Raw genomic sequence first — 16,063 nt, 5'->3', positions numbered from 1 at the left:
ATGAATGCATCTGAAATCTTCTGGATTGTGCTTACCTGCATATTGGGCATACAGTTGCTATTCGCTCTATGGAACGTCTCCTGTCTGCCCAAAGTGCGTTCATTCCGAGCAGACCGAATACAACCACCAGACCTGCTGGTCTCGGTGCTGATTCCAGCCAGAAATGAACGACTACATATCGAAGGATGTCTGGAAAGTGTGCTCGCGAGCGATATGTCAGGATTCCGGATGGAAGTATTGGTGCTGGATGATCGCTCCGAAGATGAGACAGCGGCCATGGTACAAGCGATTGCGGATCGGGATGCACGTGTGCGTTTGCTGCATGGCGTTGATCTTCCCGAAGGCTGGATGGGGAAATCCTATGCGTGTCACAGGCTGGTTCAGGAGGCCAAGGGAGAATGGTATATGTTCGTGGATGCGGATGTGCGTCTGGAGCCAAGTGCCATTCGGCAGACTCTTGCGGCAGGGTGTGAGCAGAGCGGGGGGCTGGTAACCGGTTTTCCTTATCAGGTAACAAAGACGTGGATGGAAAAGCTTGTTGTACCCATGATGGTCTTCACCATCATCAGTCATCTGCCCATTTTCATGATACGAAGATCATCCAGTCCGATGTTTGTGGCCGCTACGGGGGCTTTTTTGCTGATTCATCGCTCCAGTTACGAAGCTTCCGGTGGTCATGCTGCCATTCAGGCACATCTGGTGGATGATATGAGTCTCGCCAAAGCAGTCAAGCGTGCAGGTCATCCGGTGATGCTGACCGATGTGCATGATGTAACAAATACCCGTATGTATCAGAACGGGGCAGAAGTATGGAACGGATATAAGAAAAACATGTACGAAGGTATGGGGCGCAAAGACGTGCTGCTGCTTGGCACGATGTTAATGTATACACTGATGTATATTGTGCCTCCACTAGGATTGATTATTGGACTCCTTATGGGCAGTTCGATGTCCATTCTGTATGGATTGTTAGGAACATTATTAGGTATGGCTGTAAAAAGAGTAGCGGATCATGCTGGCGGACAACCCTGGTGGCTTGCCCTTCTGCAACCGGTCAGCATGGCCTGTGTCATTGCCATCGGATTCGCTTCCTGGCAGGCAGGCCGCTCCGGCAAGGGGTATGTATGGAAAGGTAGGCGGTACAGTTGAGAGGTAACGTCATTATAATCGGTGCAGGATTTGGAGGTCTGTCGTGTGCAATACGACTGGCTTCACAAGGTGTGCAGGTGACCATTCTGGAACGGCAGCAACATGTAGGTGGCAAGCTACAGCAGATTGAGCGGGACGGGTATCATTTTGACCGGGGACCGAGCACGATCACGATGCCATCGACCTTTCGTTCAGTCTTCGACCATGCTGGAGTAGCAATGGAAGATTACGTACAATTATATGAGTTAGAACCGCGCACGCGTAATATATTTGCAGATGGCACAGTGGTAGATTTGTCAGGTAATCGCGGGTGGATGAAGGAGCAGATCGCTACGTACAGTCCGGAGGATGCAACTCGTTATGATGCGTTTATGGATGAATCTGCCGCGCTATATGCGGAAGCCAATCGTCATTTTCTGGGTAAGTTGCTGCTGTCTCCTTCTGACAAATACAATCTTCAGATGCTGCGCAGCCTGCTCCGCGTGCGGCCAACGGTGAAGCTGGATAAGTTACTGCGCTCATATTTCCAACATCCGCATACGCTGGCTATGTTCGGACGGTACGCGACCTATGTGGGATCATCGCCGTATCAATCACCTTCGATCTTTGCCATGATGGGGCATGTGGAAGCAGAAGTCGGCATCTACGGGGTCAAAGGTGGAACCTATCAACTGATCGAAGGAATGACCCGGCTGGCACGGGAAAAAGGTGTACAGATCATTACCGGCACAGAGGTCCGACAGATTGTTGTTCGGAATGGCAAATTGGCAGGTGTAGACACGGACCAAGGCTTTCGGGAAGCCGATCAGGTGGTTGCCAATGGAGATGTACTTAGCATAAATCGACTGCTGCTCGCACCGGAACATCGGAAAGAAATGAGCGATGCCCGCATACGGAAGTATGAGCCCTCCATTTCAGGATTTGTGACGCTGGCAGGTGTGAGAAGACAATATGATGCGTTGTTACACCATACGGTCTTTTTCCCGGAACGGTATGAACCGGAGTTTGACCATATTTTCCGTGACCGTAAAATGCCCGCCGATCCCACGATCTACATCTGTTATTCCGGTTATTCGGAAGCGGGCATGGCTCCGGCGGGAGCCAGTAATCTGTTCATTCTGGTCAATGCCCCCTATTTGTCGGATTCATGGAATTGGGAGCAGCAGACGGAACGTTACGGTGCGTTTGTGCTGGAACAATTGGCGGCGCGGGGAATTACCGGGTTGAATGAATCCGATGTGCTGATCCGGTACACACCGCGAGATATCGAACTGGATACCTTGGCGCATCAAGGGTCGATCTACGGCATCTCGTCCAACTCGGTGAAGCAGACCTTTATGCGACCAGGCAACCGAAGCAAAGATGTACAAGGACTCTGGTACGTCGGCGGAACGACACATCCAGGCGGCGGAACCCCGATAGTGACGTTGTCCGGACAGCTTGTTGGTGAGCAATTGGCATCGGAAATCTTGAGATAAGTTTGTTGTGCAGATGATGGAGTGAAAATGTGTTTTGTTGATCCATGTGCGTGTGTATCGTCTCTGCTAATTAACTTTGAAGCTGCTACGGATGATCCGTGCTGTTGAGTAGGTATTAGATAGTGGTGCTCCGGGATTTAAGTGAGACATTTGGTGTCGGGGCATCCTTTCAATAGCCGGTTTGGAACGTTATACTGGATAGAGTTAAACTGCTGAGCTGCAATGCTTATAGGATTAATGTTTTTGTCTTTTGCAAAAGACGTATATACATAGAAGTAAGGAACGGGCAGGTTATCCTGTCGATCCGCACGATTCTCACATAGGAGGTCTCATCATGAATGAACAAGAGCGAGCCGGCGAACGGCTGCTTCCCGAAGTGGCTACGGGAGAACGGAAGCTAGAGCACGTGCGCCTCTGTCTTGAGGAGAATGTGGCAGGAGAAGGGGTAACCAGCGGTATGGAGCGGTTTGCGTTTCGCCATCACCCACTGCCGGAACTGGATTTTGAAGAGGTGCATCTGGAGACTTCGTTTATTGGCAAAAAAGTACGCACACCTTTGCTCATCAGTTCGATGACGGGTGGAAGCAAAACAACGGGCGCCATCAATGAGCGCCTCGCCCGAGTAGCAAACGCCAGAGGCTGGGCGCTCGGCGTAGGTTCGATCCGGGCTGCCGTGGAACAGCCGGAACTGGCGAGTACCTTCGATGTCCGCCGTTGGGCACCAGACATCCCGGTCATTGCCAACCTGGGTGCGGTGCAGCTGAACTATGGTTTCACAACAGCTGACTTCCAGCGTGCTGTAGATATTGCGGGTGCGGACATGCTCGTGCTTCATCTAAACACCTTGCAGGAAGTCTTTCAGCCGGAAGGTAACACCAACTTCAGCGGATTATTTCAGCGGATTGAAAACTTGTGTCGTGAGCTAGACGTACCTGTTGGCGTAAAAGAAGTAGGTTTTGGCATCGATGGCGTGACGGCTCAACGCCTATATGAAGCGGGTGTCGCGTTCATTGATGTAGCCGGAGCAGGGGGCACAAGCTGGGTGCAGGTAGAGAAGTACCGCAACAATAACCCGGTACGCCGGGCAGCAGCTGAAGCTTTTGCCGACTGGGGCATTCCGACAGCGGAGTGTATTCAGGAAGTACGAGCGCTGAATCCTACTGGTGCCCTGATTGGCAGCGGTGGACTGCACACTGGCGTGGATGCGGCCAAAGCCCTCGCGCTCGGTGCGGATCTCGCTGGTTTTGGTCGATCTCTTCTCGAATCCGCAGTAGCTTCCGATGATGCGCTGAATGAGCGGCTGGAACAGGTTGAGTTTGAACTGCGTACTGTGATGTTTGGTATTGGTGCAGGGCAGATTGAAGATCTGAAGCAGACAACACGTCTTGTGGAACGGCGGTAGAGTGAGGGTGGAAATACAGGTGCGAACCCCAAGCTCACATGATTTCCCTGGGGGATTCGCACCTCGAATTTTGTCGAAAACATCGTTTTCGTGACCTTTTGGCAACACTTGTGTTCGTTGAAGGATGTTTTTTATCACAAATGTTTCTATAATTTGGTATAATGATTGAGAATGCGTGATAATTTTTGGATTTGATGACGTTATTACGTGTGGTTTCGCTGTCGCACTCCGTATGGAGTGCGTGGATTGAAATTTGCATCAAACGTTGTGCGTCTGCATTATTTTGTGTCGCACTCCGTATGGAGTGCGTGGATTGAAATCATCCATTAAAGGTCTTCACTAAGCGGTAGGTGGTCGCACTCCGTATGGAGTGCGTGGATTGAAATCTTGATGGTGTTATCGGCAGCAGTATCTTGTACGGTCGCACTCCGTATGGAGTGCGTGGATTGAAATAGGTAACAACGCATATGAGCGTGGAATAAAAGAGTCGCACTCCGTATGGAGTGCGTGGATTGAAATGTCCTGGCTAACACCGGGAACCATACCATTGACAGTCGCACTCCGTATGGAGTGCGTGGATTGAAATGTCCTGGCTAACACCGGGAACCATACCATTGACAGTCGCACTCCGTATGGAGTGCGTGGATTGAAATTACTTCGCGTTCTGGCAATTCCGCCGGGCCCATCGGTCGCACTCCGTATGGAGTGCGTGGATTGAAATCTTTTGAAGTTGTTCACTCACTTTTGTATCCTCCGTCGCACTCCGTATGGAGTGCGTGGATTGAAATTTCCGCAAGTTGAGCCAGAAGGAGAGAAGCGGGAATGTCGCACTCCGTATGGAGTGCGTGGATTGAAATTTAGCGGAATCCCGTACGGATGAGACGGCGTAGTCGCACTCCGTATGGAGTGCGTGGATTGAAATATCTGTCGGCAATCCCAGGCATTTTAAAAGGAAGTAGTCGCACTCCGTATGGAGTGCGTGGATTGAAATTCATGTTGAGTGTAGCTGCTCCCGCGCTTAGCGCTGGTCGCACTCCGTATGGAGTGCGTGGATTGAAATTTGTTGATCTTGGTTTATCTGATCTTGTCACAAGGGTCGCACTCCGTATGGAGTGCGTGGATTGAAATATTCGTAGAACCTCATAAATACTTCCATAGGATTGGTCGCACTCCGTATGGAGTGCGTGGATTGAAATAATGATGTAAAGAAACTATCTGTGTCACCGCCAAGTCGCACTCCGTATGGAGTGCGTGGATTGAAATTTCCATGGGAAAATGTACCTATCAACGTATTGGAGGTCGCACTCCGTATGGAGTGCGTGGATTGAAATTCGACGTACCGCGCGTTATTGATTACCAGGACCTTACGTCGCACTCCGTATGGAGTGCGTGGATTGAAATATTTGTAGGTGAGTCAGAAGCTAACATGCAAACGTCGCACTCCGTATGGAGTGCGTGGATTGAAATATGATGACATCGCCTTTATCGGCTGTTCGTATCGTCGCACTCCGTATGGAGCTCAACTTATCAAATCCTTAAAGCTCCTTATCTATTTTGTGCTTGTTTTAACATAACCAGAATTCAGTAGTAAGCCAAACAAACCGTCCAAAGTAAACATGGACGGTTTGTTTGTGTTTCTCTTTGAAATTGAGAAGGTGAGGGCTCCATTGACAATGCTCAGCCCAGTTTGTTTTTTTACCCCTTGTCATCATCCGGTATGTACTCCAAAACATCTGTAAGAGTGTAATCATTTCCTGTCATTGCCCGTAGAGTGTTCACGATATTATTCAACGTATCTAAATCAAGCCTTTTCGTTTTTCCTTCGCACAGATCATAGATAAGGTTCGGTCTAACTTTTGCTTCCCTGGCCAGTGCATTTTTAGTGACGCTGGCTGCATCTAAAGTGTCGCCCAATCTTATTTTTATAGACATAGCCAATTCCACCTTTCACTTTAATGATAACCTAACGTTAAATATACTGGAGGGTTAGTCCTGGCTGAGCATATCACAGGAAATGCAAGAGAGATGCTAGAGTCAATCGTGGACAGATTGAGTGGTATGGATGCGATGACATTTCTCACGGATGTCTTATTGTGGACTCCCGACCGTGTGGATATGAATTTGATGCTTGATCGCATACTATGACAAGGCTCTCCAGCCCTCTTCCAGGCTATTTTTTACAACATTTTAAGCAAAGCAGATAAATATCTTTATAATAAAAGTAAATTATTTACAAGTAAAATATTGATATTAAATTCAAAAATATAGTATTATTTTATTGACCATTGCTTATTTTTGTTTGGAAGGTGGTGTACCTTTGAAATCAGTAGCCACAATACGTGATCATTTAGCAGACTACTTAAAAACGAACCATATGACACTCAATCAATTCTCTGAGATATCGGGAATTAACTCAGGGACGTTGAGTAGTACGCTGAACGGGCTTCGTCCCATAGGCATGCAGCAATTGGATCGAATTACTGCCGGGATGGGTCTAATAGAGGGTTACTTCTATGAATTATACATACATGAGTGTTTTGTACATACGAGCCCGGATTGGCGAAGACTTGGGCCCTTTTTATACCGTTGTGCCGAACTCGGTAAGGTCGATTATATGAAAGAAGCCGTTAATCTAATTATGGATAATCTTTCCTATGCACGACTTTTGTTCGAGTTGGCTGAACAGTTATATCGTGAAGGGAAGTTGGAAGCGGCCAAGCCCTTGTATGTATGTGTAGCCGAGGGTGAGAAAATGCAACATTCTGAACGGTTGGCTCTAAGTCAGTATCGTTTGTTCACAATCGGACTTTCCAAGGATCAGTTGAGCAATCTTACACTTGCTACGCAGTTTGAGTTTTTTGTAGATCGGCTTGATGAACACTACCAGCTGGATGGATTGAACGATTTGATTAATGTGTATGCTTCGTTACGCCGATGGGATAAGGTGAAGAATCTTGCTGACAAGTTAAAACTAAAAGCAATGATCCATTATGAATTAGGGGTAACATCTGAAGAGCCCGAGGCTAAACCCAAAAAGCAGATTGTTTTCTACGTTTTGTACGCATATTTAGCGCTTGGAGAAGCTTGTTTCTACTATGAAGAATATGAAAAGGCACTTCAATATGTATCTATGTACACCGATTATAGCTGGGTAAATAATCCGAGTGACGAGGAAACCGTTGTTATTCGTCAGTTCGAGGAATGGGCAGAAGGCAACTGTTATCTATATGAATTAATGTCAGGTAAAACAGAGGTTATCCCAAGTTATATGAACTACATCTCGGAGAGAGAAAACGAAATCTTCCCTGCTTTATGTGCAATTGTGAATGCGGCAAATCGGTTTGATATCAACATTGACTCAGTTCTTGAAGCGTATGACTCTTATTTTATCTACCAAGAACAGAGCAGTCGTATTGGAAAAATCAGCGAGCAGTATACGAATGATCAATATGTTACTTTGCTTGTCGGCCTAGGGAGATATTATCTACAACATCAAGATTTTACCAAAGGATATGAGTTTATCCTTAGAGGGTTGGATTTTGCAATTAAAATTAAGAATAAAGAGGGTATTCTCGAATCTTTGTTTGAGGAGTTTCGGTATTGTTCAGTCGAAGAAGTTAAACTGCGTTACAATAAGTTGATTCGGGAGCTTTGAAGATAAAAGAAGATGAAATTGGCAGTATTGATAGTTACATGCAGTATCGCAGTAGGCGTAGTTGTTCCTATAACTCAACCCATCCCCGTTGAAAAAGACCGTCCAGTAATCATGACAACTAATGGCCATGGCATGGGAAGTTAACCAGCGTTTCTGAAATCAATATGAGCTGCTCCCTCAAGTAGAATGGTGAATTGTCTACTTTGAAGGGAGCTTTTTCGTGTTGGAGTTCACTTGATTTCCTACTAATTAGCAGAATGGACTAGAATGTTACAACAGGGAGGGGTGAATATGGATTGTGGTGAGCTCAAGTTGCAGATCGAAGCAGCGAGACAAAAGCTCTATCAACTCAAGGTGGACTATGGAGATCTGCTTCATCCTCATGTTATACAGCAATCTATGGTCCTTGATGATCTAATTAATCAATACAATCAGGTTAAAATAAATAAGCCGATTGAATAATTCAATCGACTTTGGGCGAGAAACTTTGGCGGGTCGCTCGCCCCTATATTTTAACATAAGTCCACAGAGCGAAGTATCGCTATTACATACATTCATCTTTCACGGTGACATTCTCATTGGTTACAGTGACGTAGGAATTGCCGGACAAGTATTCGGTATAACCGCAAACCGTTTTGTTATAGGTTTTTCCGCGGCTGTCCGTAAACGCCAAGGAGACGACCCCCTCCCCGGAAAGTTTCAGCTGCGGGGCGAATTTCACGTTTGCTCCGCTGGGAATATCCTTATTGAATACATAGGTGGAGCCACTCTCATTGTTGTTTAACGAGTTGTCGCCTTGGACTAGGCTAGCCTGAATATTGGTGAGGTCATAGTCGGACTGATTGTAGATCGAGATCCTTAAGTGGCGAAAGGGATCCATTGCATTCAGAAAGCTCATAAAAGCGACTATGGCGATTCCGAGTATGATAGCGGATAAGATAATCATTTTCTTTTTGGAGAATCGGCGACGTGTGTTCAATATGATCCACTCCTTTCCTATGAGGTATAAACGATAAGAAGAGATCAAAAGTTTTGATTAAAATGGATAAATATAAAAATTGAAAACCGTATCATCAGAATAACTTCATGCGCTAAGCGAGAGAACAGGATACAATACGATATAGTAGTGCAAAAAAAAGATTGCACGGAGATCATACATAATTAAGATCACTCTTAATAAGGAGGGGAATAACTTGGAACTTTCTCCAATGAATCAGGAAGATTATGCGAGTTTTCGCATTCGATCGATTAAGGATTTTGCAGAAGAAAAAGTAGAAGCAGGTACCTGGGCGGAGGAAGAGGCACAGCAACTGGCGGAGGAATCTTATGAACGTTATCTGCCAGAAGGCTTGGACACACCCGGAGCGTATCTCTACAATCTGGTGCATCCTGTGGACGGCAATGTAGGGTATATCTGGTTTAACATCACGGATAATCGTCGTGGAAAAGATGCCTTTTTGCTGGATATTGTGGTTGAAGAAGCACACCGCGGTAAGGGATACGGAACAGAGACAATGCAGGCGCTTGAACAGATCGCCTTGAGTCTTGGCGTGGATCGCATTGGTTTGCATGTGTTTGGACATAATGTGCGGGCGAGCAGCCTGTATCGCAAGATGGGATATGAGGTAACGGACCTGACGATGTACAAGGAAATCAGAGGGTAAATCTAAAAACGGATAATCTAGGCCAAACTTAAGATCTGCGCAAAACGAATTATCCGCAGTAACCGGGGATTTCGGGAAGCGTATGGGACTCTAGTCGAATTGGCGAAGTTCCTTGATGCCTTGAGGTTTGTCATATATAATGTATAGGATTATCCATACCGAACAAGTAATCAATGAGGAGTTGTCATATACATGGCTTTGAAAGCAGGAATTGTAGGGCTTCCGAACGTCGGAAAATCTACGTTGTTTAACGCAATTACACAAGCAGGTGCCGAATCGGCAAACTATCCGTTCTGTACAATTGACCCTAACGTGGGGATCGTTGAAGTACCAGATGAGCGTTTGGACAAACTGACAGAACTCGTTGTACCTAAGAAAACAGTACCAACGGCGTTTGAGTTTGTAGATATCGCTGGTCTTGTTCGCGGTGCGAGCAAAGGCGAAGGTCTGGGTAACAAGTTCCTTGCCCACATCCGTGAAGTAGATGCGATTGTACACGTGGTACGTTGCTTTGTAGATGAGAACATTACACACGTCGATGGCAAAATTGACCCGGTAAGCGACATCCAGACAATCAATCTGGAGCTGATCCTGGCCGATATCGAGAGTGTTGAGAAGAAAATCGATCGCTCCAAGAAAAACATGAAGGGCGGCAACAAGACTGCCTCTCAAGAAGTAGAAATATTGGAGAGAGTGAAGGCTGTTCTGTACGATGACAAGCCGGCACGCAGCATGGAACTTACGGATGATGAGCTTCTGATCGTGCGCGATCTGCACTTGCTTACCCTGAAGCCTGTTCTGTACGCAGCCAATGTAGCTGAGGACGAAATCGGCGACGTGGCGAACAATGCTTACGTGCAAAAAGTAAGAGAATTCGCAGCTGCTGAAAACGCAGAAGTGGTGCCGATCAGTGCAAAGGTTGAAGAAGAGATTTCTGAGCTGGAAGGCGAAGATAAACAAATGTTCCTGGAAGAACTCGGTATCGAGGATTCCGGTCTGAACCTGTTGATCAAAGCGGCTTACAAATTGCTCGGTCTGTACACATACTTCACAGCAGGTGTGCAGGAAGTTCGTGCGTGGACAATCCGTAAAGGTACCAAAGCGCCTGGCGCAGCGGGAGTCATTCACACCGACTTCGAACGTGGATTCATCCGTGCAGAAGTTGTTTCTTATGACGATCTGGTTGCAGCGGGTTCCATGAACGGTGCCAAAGAGCGCGGACAACTTCGTCTTGAGGGTAAAGAGTACGTTGTAAATGACGGTGACGTTATGCACTTCCGTTTCAACGTATAGGTTGTTACACCTTTATATGTAGATTTAATAACATGACCCTGCGACCTTCTCGTGAAGTTCGTGGGGTCTTTGACTTAGAGTTTTGCAGATGAGGAACAAGAAAAACCACCGGGATTAGGTTGGTCGCCTTGCAATCCGGTGGTTTTTCATTCGTTTGATTGAAATTCGCCGTGGTCGCCCACCGGCCTTTGTTTAGAGAAGTCACGATGTTAGCGCATCGTGGCTTTTGTTTATTTTACATTTCGGAACAACATCGAACAATAATTTCATTTTGTATTTTGCAGAACTGAAAATTAGTTCATCCGCATGCGGAACAGTTACTATTCAGAACCATAAGAATATGCTATAATTAAGAGTCGTATACCACGTTAAAATTCGCGCTGTAACAGATGAGCTTAAGCGAGTTTCATACAGGGTACGCGATTTCTTGATTTCACTTTAAAAGTAAAGGATTTGATGACGTTGTAGCGATGTTATACGTCGATCATACAGGAATGTGAATACATGCTGCGGTCAGGGGATTCGGTGAGAATCCTGTGCGTTGTGGAATATAGATTATAGATGTTATGAATAATGAAACCGAAATAATTATTAAAAACGATATTTGCATGGACAAAATAATGTGTGAGGTGACTATACATGTTGGATAAATTACAGGCGTTAGCCGACCGTTATGACAAGTTGAGCGAGCTTTTGTGTGACCCGGATGTGGCAAGTGACAACAAAAAGTTGCGGGAATACTCCAAAGAACAATCCGATCTGCAACCGACTTATGAAGCGTACAATGAATACAAACAGGTAAGTCAGGATCTCGAAGCTGCGAAGGAAATGCAGGGTGAGAAACTGGATGATGAGATGCGCGAAATGGTCAAAATGGAAATTGACGAACTGAGCACTCGCCAGAAGGAACTGGACGAATTGATTCGTGTGCTTATGTTGCCAAAAGATCCGAATGACGACAAAAACGTTATTGTTGAGATTCGCGGAGCAGCTGGTGGAGATGAGGCAGCGTTGTTTGCAGCAGATCTGTATCGGATGTACACACGTTATGCAGATGCACAAGGCTGGCGTGTAGAGCTGATGGACGTTAACACAAATGATCTCGGTGGGTTCAAAGAGGTTGTTTTCCTGATCAACGGACGCGGCGCTTATAGCAAAATGAAATACGAAAGCGGCGCACACCGTGTGCAGCGTATTCCAACAACTGAGTCAGGCGGACGTATTCATACGTCAACTTCAACGGTTGCGGTTATGCCTGAAGCCGAAGATTTTGATATTGAAATTCATGACAAAGACATCCGTGTTGATACGTTCTGTTCCAGTGGTGCCGGTGGACAATCGGTTAATACCACGAAATCCGCAGTACGGGTAACGCACGTTCCAACGGGAATCGTGGCGACATGTCAGGATGGAAAATCACAGAACTCCAACAAGGAAAAAGCGTTGCAGGTTCTGCGTACACGTATCTTCGATATGAAACGTATGGAAGAGGAAGCAAAGATCTCTGTTGAGCGGAAGAGCAAAGTGGGAACGGGCGACCGCAGTGAGCGTATTCGTACGTACAACTTCCCGCAAAGCCGTGTGACGGATCACCGTATCGGCCTGACGATGCACAAGCTGGATCAGATCATGAACGGGGAGATTGAAGATATCTTGTCTGCACTGACGATTGCTCAGCAGACCGAGTTGATGGATAGAGGAGAATAATCTGTGACCCGCGCGCAGTTTGTCATGACGCCGGAACAGAGCTGTCGGGAAGCCTTCGTGGAGGCTTCCTCTTTTTTGGAGAAGTGCGGCGTGTACGAGCCGCAAAACAATGCCCGGCTGCTGTTGGAACATGTACTCGGCGTTTATGGCGCCGCGTATTACATGATGCAGCCGGAGCCTTTTCCCAGCGAGCATCGCAGCAGCTGGGAGGACGCCGTCACGCGCAAGGCTGCGGGTGAGCCGGCGCAATACATTATCGGCAACCAGGAATTTTATGGGCTGCCGTTCGAGGTCACGCCGGCCGTGCTGATTCCGCGGCCGGAGACCGAGCTGTTGGTCGAGGCTGTGCTACGCGAAGCCGACCGCGTGTTTCCCGACGGCGCTCCGCTCGCCATCGATATCGGCACGGGCAGTGGCGCCATCGCGGTGACGATGGCTTCACTGCGCCCGCGCTGGCAGGTTGGCGCCGGGGATCTCTCGTCGGCTGCCCTGCAAGTGGCCGCGCGGAACGCGGCCGCGAACGGGGTACAGATCGACTTCCGTGAAGGCGATCTGCTGGCCCCGTTCGCCGAGGCACGGGTGGACATCCTGGTGTCCAACCCGCCATACATCCCGGCGGCTGATATCGCCGGGTTACAGCAAGAGGTGCGCGATCATGAGCCGCGCATGGCATTGGACGGCGGTCCGGACGGGCTTGCACCGTACCGTATCATGCTGGAGCAGTTGGCGCTGTTGCCTGCGCCGCCGCAGATCATTGGTTTTGAGCTAGGCGAAGGGCAGGCTCGCGACATTGCAGCTTTGCTTGAAACGGCGGGACATTGGCCGGAAATTATCATTGTACCGGACCTTGCCGGAATCGAGCGGCATGTCCTGGGTGTTCGTACTTCGGAACAGGTGACGAAAATGTAAGGTTCTGCGGGTTTTCTTTTTGCCGTGAAATCCTCTACAATGAGATATACCGAAGATTTCTGAATGCTTGGGGGAACATAATTACATGCTGCACAAATTTAAAAAGATAGACTATTCTATTGTCTTTATACTCGTTATTCTGATGGGTATCAGTATTTTATCGATTTACAGTACAACGTTTGGTCGTCCAAAGCTGGAGGGACTCCCGAAAAGCGCAGTGATCTTTTATATTTTGGGCTTCGTAGTCTTTTTTGGGATGTCGATGATCAACTATAAATTCATAATCAAAAATTATTTATATATCTATGGCGTGGGGATGCTCCTGCTCATATTCGTTATGTTCTTTGGTAAGGAGTATTATGGTGCAAAAGGTTGGCTGTCCATCTTCGGGGTCAGTTTGCAACCTGCTGAATTGTTCAAGTTATGCCTGATTGTGTTTTTATCGGCCTTTTTGGCCCGAAAGAAGAACCGTCCGCTCTATTTTGGACGTGACGTTATTCCGATTTCGCTCTGTGTTCTGCCGCCGTTACTACTCGTATTGCTTCAAAATGACTTGGGAAATGCATTAAGCTATGTAGTCATTCTTGTGGGCTTACTGTGGATTGGTAACATTAAATTTACGCATGCCCTCATTGGCTTTATGATCGCAGTGGCTGCTTTTATCGGTGGTACACAGGCGTATATTCATTACCATGATGAGATTGTTAAATTTCTGAATGACATTGGACGTTCGCACTGGGCGGATCGTTTTGACCCTTGGCTTGTACCAGAGCTGACCTCAAGAGATGTACTCTGGCAGACGTATAATGCAAAGCTTGCGATTGGTTCTGGTGGGATTACAGGCAAAGGTTATATGGAAGGCACAACGATTCAGTCGAATCGGGTGCCGCTGGCCTATGCTGACTCCATCTTTGTGCAGATTGGGGAAGAATTTGGTTTCATCGGTGCCTCGGTACTGCTTCTCCTGTACTTTATCCTGATTCACAGGCTGGTGCTGATTGCACTGGAGTGTAAGGATCGCGCGGGGCCTTATCTCATTGTTGGGATCATAGCGATGCTGCTTTACCAGATCTTTGTTAATATTGGTCCATTCATTGGTCTGATGCCGTTGACAGGAATTACGCTGCCGTTTATCAGTTCGGGTGGTACCTCCATTATGATCAACATGATCAGCATGGGTCTTGTGATGAGTATTAAGGTCCACACGGAAGAGAATGAGGATATTCTTGGCTCTGCGGAACAACCGAGTATTACGGATCTGGTGAGGAAATTGCTAAGACGCAAGCCATCCCAGCAGGAGCAATAACGTTTCTGAGTCAAACCGTGAAATAGCACGTCAGATTTATGTATATAAGCTAGATAACTATAGAACCCTGGAACAGACCAACCCAAGTTACATTGGGTGGATGTTTTGGGGTTTTTATTGTTTTTACGGCGTAATTCAGGCCGTTGAATAGTTCGTTTTTTAACCTGAAACGACCCTGATTTCCATTTTATTATCCAATTATATACAATGGTAATATTGAGTTCAATTGGAAATCATAGAATGCTAGATTTCAGGGGGATGGACAGAGTCATGTTGAGAATGTTGAAAAAGATGGACGGTGTGATTCTTTTTGTAATGCTGTTGCTCATGATTATTAGTGTATTTGCGATTTATAGCGGAACGCAGACAGATGCCAACCTGGCGAATCATCATGTCAAAACGATGTATTTCTATGTGGCCGGGTTCATTGCGGTGCTTGTGATCGGGCTTGTGAATTACAAGTTATACGTGAAATATGCGTTTTATTTGTATGGCTTGGGAATTATATTGCTGATCCTGGCCAATGTCCTGGGAAGTTCAATCAATAACGCCAACGGTTGGCTGAAGCTGGGCGAAAACTTTTCTTTTCAACCGGCAGAGTTGTTCAAGATGATTCTGATTCTGTTTCTCGCCCATTTGATCGTGAAGAGACAACGAGGCACGCTGAAATTTTGGAGAGATATTGTGCCGATTGGCTGTTGGGCGTTTATTCCGTTTGCCCTTGTTATGGCTCAGAATGATTTGGGGAATGCGCTGGGGTATGTGGTGATTTTGGCTGCGGTATTCTGGATCGGAAATATGAGGCTGAAGCACGCATTGATTGCACTGGCGATTGTGGGAGTGGCGTTCTTTGGTTTTGTCAAAGCCTATACCTTCTACCATGGTGAAGTTTTCACTTTTCTTGAAAAGATAAAACGTGAGCATTGGGCGGAGCGGATTGATCCCTGGCTTGTACCGGAAAAGGCTACCTCAAAGGCTTCCTGGCATACGAAAAATGCAGGTTTAGCCATCGGTTCTGGGGGCATCATCGGCAAAGGTTATTTGCAAGGAACATCCGTTCAGAGTGGACGAGTCCCCTATACGTATTCTGATTCCATTTTTGTTGTGATCGCAGAGGAGTTTGGGTTTGTTGGTGCATCCGTACTGATTCTGTTGTACTTTATCCTGATCCACCGCATGGTGCTGATTGCTCTGGCATGTAGAGATCGCGCGGGACCCGTCATCATTGTAGGTATTATCGGAATGTTGTTGTATCAGGTGTTTGAGAACGTGGGGGCGTTCCTCGGACTGATGCCACTCACAGGTATTACGTTACCGTTCATCAGTTACGGCGGCACCTCTTTGCTTATAAATATGGCTTGCATCGGTGTAGTCATGAGCATTAAGTTGTACGGGCAAGAAGAGGAGGATGAACTTCTGATGGGAGAGCAGCAACCCCGGTTGTCGGAACGTTTATGGAATATGCTCAAGAAAGAAAAAAGTGCTGTGTAACTGTTGAGT

13 protein-coding genes and 1 CRISPR repeat array are annotated in these 16,063 nt (G+C 46.9%); of the genes, 11 read left to right on the top strand and 2 right to left on the bottom strand.

The features are described 5' to 3' along the window. The 3 genes from AC1DE7_RS21530 (at position 1) to fni (ending at position 4,029) form a co-directional block, all read left to right on the top strand. A complete protein-coding gene (locus AC1DE7_RS21530) occupies positions 1–1,149 on the top strand; it encodes a glycosyltransferase family 2 protein (RefSeq protein WP_076253627.1) in 1,149 nt (382 codons plus the stop codon). Further along, the gene (locus AC1DE7_RS21525) at positions 1,146–2,627 is read left to right on the top strand and encodes a phytoene desaturase family protein (protein ID WP_076253626.1); all 1,482 of its coding nucleotides are present in this window, start codon (positions 1,146–1,148) and stop codon (positions 2,625–2,627) included. The genes AC1DE7_RS21530 and AC1DE7_RS21525 overlap by 4 nt, the downstream gene beginning before the upstream one ends. A 334-nt stretch (positions 2,628–2,961) precedes the next feature. Beyond that, positions 2,962–4,029: a type 2 isopentenyl-diphosphate Delta-isomerase gene (fni, locus tag AC1DE7_RS21520; RefSeq protein WP_127549023.1), complete on the top strand. Its 1,068-nt coding sequence runs from the start codon at positions 2,962–2,964 to the stop codon at positions 4,027–4,029. A gap of 220 nt (positions 4,030–4,249) precedes the next feature. Then, positions 4,250–5,496: direct repeats of the CRISPR family, unit length 33 nt; unit sequence GTCGCACTCCGTATGGAGTGCGTGGATTGAAAT. A 228-nt stretch (positions 5,497–5,724) separates the two neighbouring features. On the opposite strand, the gene AC1DE7_RS21515 is transcribed toward fni, so the two are convergent. Next, the gene (locus AC1DE7_RS21515; protein ID WP_127549025.1) at positions 5,725–5,961 is read right to left on the bottom strand and encodes a helix-turn-helix domain-containing protein; all 237 of its coding nucleotides are present in this window, start codon (positions 5,959–5,961) and stop codon (positions 5,725–5,727) included. Between the two features lie 385 nt (positions 5,962–6,346). Between AC1DE7_RS21515 and AC1DE7_RS21510 the strand changes: the two genes are divergently transcribed. Together AC1DE7_RS21510 and AC1DE7_RS21505 are read left to right on the top strand one after the other, a co-directional pair. Beyond that, complete coding sequence (locus AC1DE7_RS21510) at positions 6,347–7,684, top strand: transcriptional regulator (RefSeq protein WP_282320067.1); 1,338 nt, start codon at positions 6,347–6,349, stop codon at positions 7,682–7,684. A gap of 291 nt (positions 7,685–7,975) precedes the next feature. Continuing rightward, a complete protein-coding gene (locus tag AC1DE7_RS21505; RefSeq protein WP_076209783.1) occupies positions 7,976–8,146 on the top strand; it encodes an aspartyl-phosphate phosphatase Spo0E family protein in 171 nt (56 codons plus the stop codon). 82 nt (positions 8,147–8,228) lie between these two features. Here AC1DE7_RS21505 and AC1DE7_RS21500 read toward each other — a convergent pair whose 3' ends face one another. Further along, positions 8,229–8,663 (bottom strand): hypothetical protein, encoded by a 435-nt coding sequence (locus tag AC1DE7_RS21500; protein WP_127549027.1) that lies wholly within the window; start codon positions 8,661–8,663, stop codon positions 8,229–8,231. 214 nt (positions 8,664–8,877) lie between these two features. Between AC1DE7_RS21500 and AC1DE7_RS21495 the strand changes: the two genes are divergently transcribed. The 6 genes from AC1DE7_RS21495 to AC1DE7_RS21470 all read left to right on the top strand — a co-directional run bounded on the left by AC1DE7_RS21495 (position 8,878) and on the right by AC1DE7_RS21470 (position 16,054). Continuing rightward, positions 8,878–9,348, top strand: coding sequence for a GNAT family N-acetyltransferase (locus AC1DE7_RS21495; protein WP_255319856.1), 471 nt, complete (start codon positions 8,878–8,880; stop codon positions 9,346–9,348). A gap of 192 nt (positions 9,349–9,540) precedes the next feature. Further along, entirely contained in the window at positions 9,541–10,641 is a 1,101-nt protein-coding gene (ychF, locus tag AC1DE7_RS21490) for a redox-regulated ATPase YchF (protein ID WP_127549029.1), read from the top strand. A 639-nt stretch (positions 10,642–11,280) separates the two neighbouring features. Continuing rightward, positions 11,281–12,348, top strand: a complete 1,068-nt coding sequence (prfA, locus tag AC1DE7_RS21485) for a peptide chain release factor 1 (RefSeq protein WP_017691918.1) — start codon at positions 11,281–11,283, stop codon at positions 12,346–12,348. A 24-nt stretch (positions 12,349–12,372) separates the two neighbouring features. Beyond that, positions 12,373–13,257, top strand: coding sequence for a peptide chain release factor N(5)-glutamine methyltransferase (gene prmC, locus AC1DE7_RS21480; RefSeq protein WP_477535152.1), 885 nt, complete (start codon positions 12,373–12,375; stop codon positions 13,255–13,257). A gap of 85 nt (positions 13,258–13,342) precedes the next feature. Further along, positions 13,343–14,563 (top strand): FtsW/RodA/SpoVE family cell cycle protein, encoded by a 1,221-nt coding sequence (locus AC1DE7_RS21475; protein ID WP_076254008.1) that lies wholly within the window; start codon positions 13,343–13,345, stop codon positions 14,561–14,563. 270 nt (positions 14,564–14,833) lie between these two features. Next, a complete protein-coding gene (locus AC1DE7_RS21470; RefSeq protein ID WP_036667775.1) occupies positions 14,834–16,054 on the top strand; it encodes an FtsW/RodA/SpoVE family cell cycle protein in 1,221 nt (406 codons plus the stop codon). Positions 16,055–16,063: the final 9 nt, after the last annotated feature.

It is taken from the genome of Paenibacillus sp. 10L310 (assembly GCF_056395745.1).
The sequence above is the reverse complement of the archived record's forward strand: the minus strand, read 5'-3'. Positions and strand labels throughout refer to the sequence as shown.

Bases quoted from the DNA above. Each gene is read 5' to 3' on its own strand.
- AC1DE7_RS21515 (WP_127549025.1), bottom strand. From the start codon at position 5,961: ATGTCTATAAAAATAAGATTGGGCGACACTTTAGATGCAGCCAGCGTC.
- fni (WP_127549023.1), top strand. From the start codon at position 2,962: ATGAATGAACAAGAGCGAGCCGGCGAACGGCTGCTTCCCGAAGTGGCT.
- ychF (WP_127549029.1), top strand. From the start codon at position 9,541: ATGGCTTTGAAAGCAGGAATTGTAGGGCTTCCGAACGTCGGAAAATCT.
- AC1DE7_RS21530 (WP_076253627.1), top strand. From the start codon at position 1: ATGAATGCATCTGAAATCTTCTGGATTGTGCTTACCTGCATATTGGGC.
- AC1DE7_RS21470 (WP_036667775.1), top strand. From the start codon at position 14,834: ATGTTGAGAATGTTGAAAAAGATGGACGGTGTGATTCTTTTTGTAATG.
- prmC (WP_477535152.1), top strand. From the start codon at position 12,373: ATGACGCCGGAACAGAGCTGTCGGGAAGCCTTCGTGGAGGCTTCCTCT.
- AC1DE7_RS21475 (WP_076254008.1), top strand. From the start codon at position 13,343: ATGCTGCACAAATTTAAAAAGATAGACTATTCTATTGTCTTTATACTC.
- prfA (WP_017691918.1), top strand. From the start codon at position 11,281: ATGTTGGATAAATTACAGGCGTTAGCCGACCGTTATGACAAGTTGAGC.
- AC1DE7_RS21505 (WP_076209783.1), top strand. From the start codon at position 7,976: ATGGATTGTGGTGAGCTCAAGTTGCAGATCGAAGCAGCGAGACAAAAG.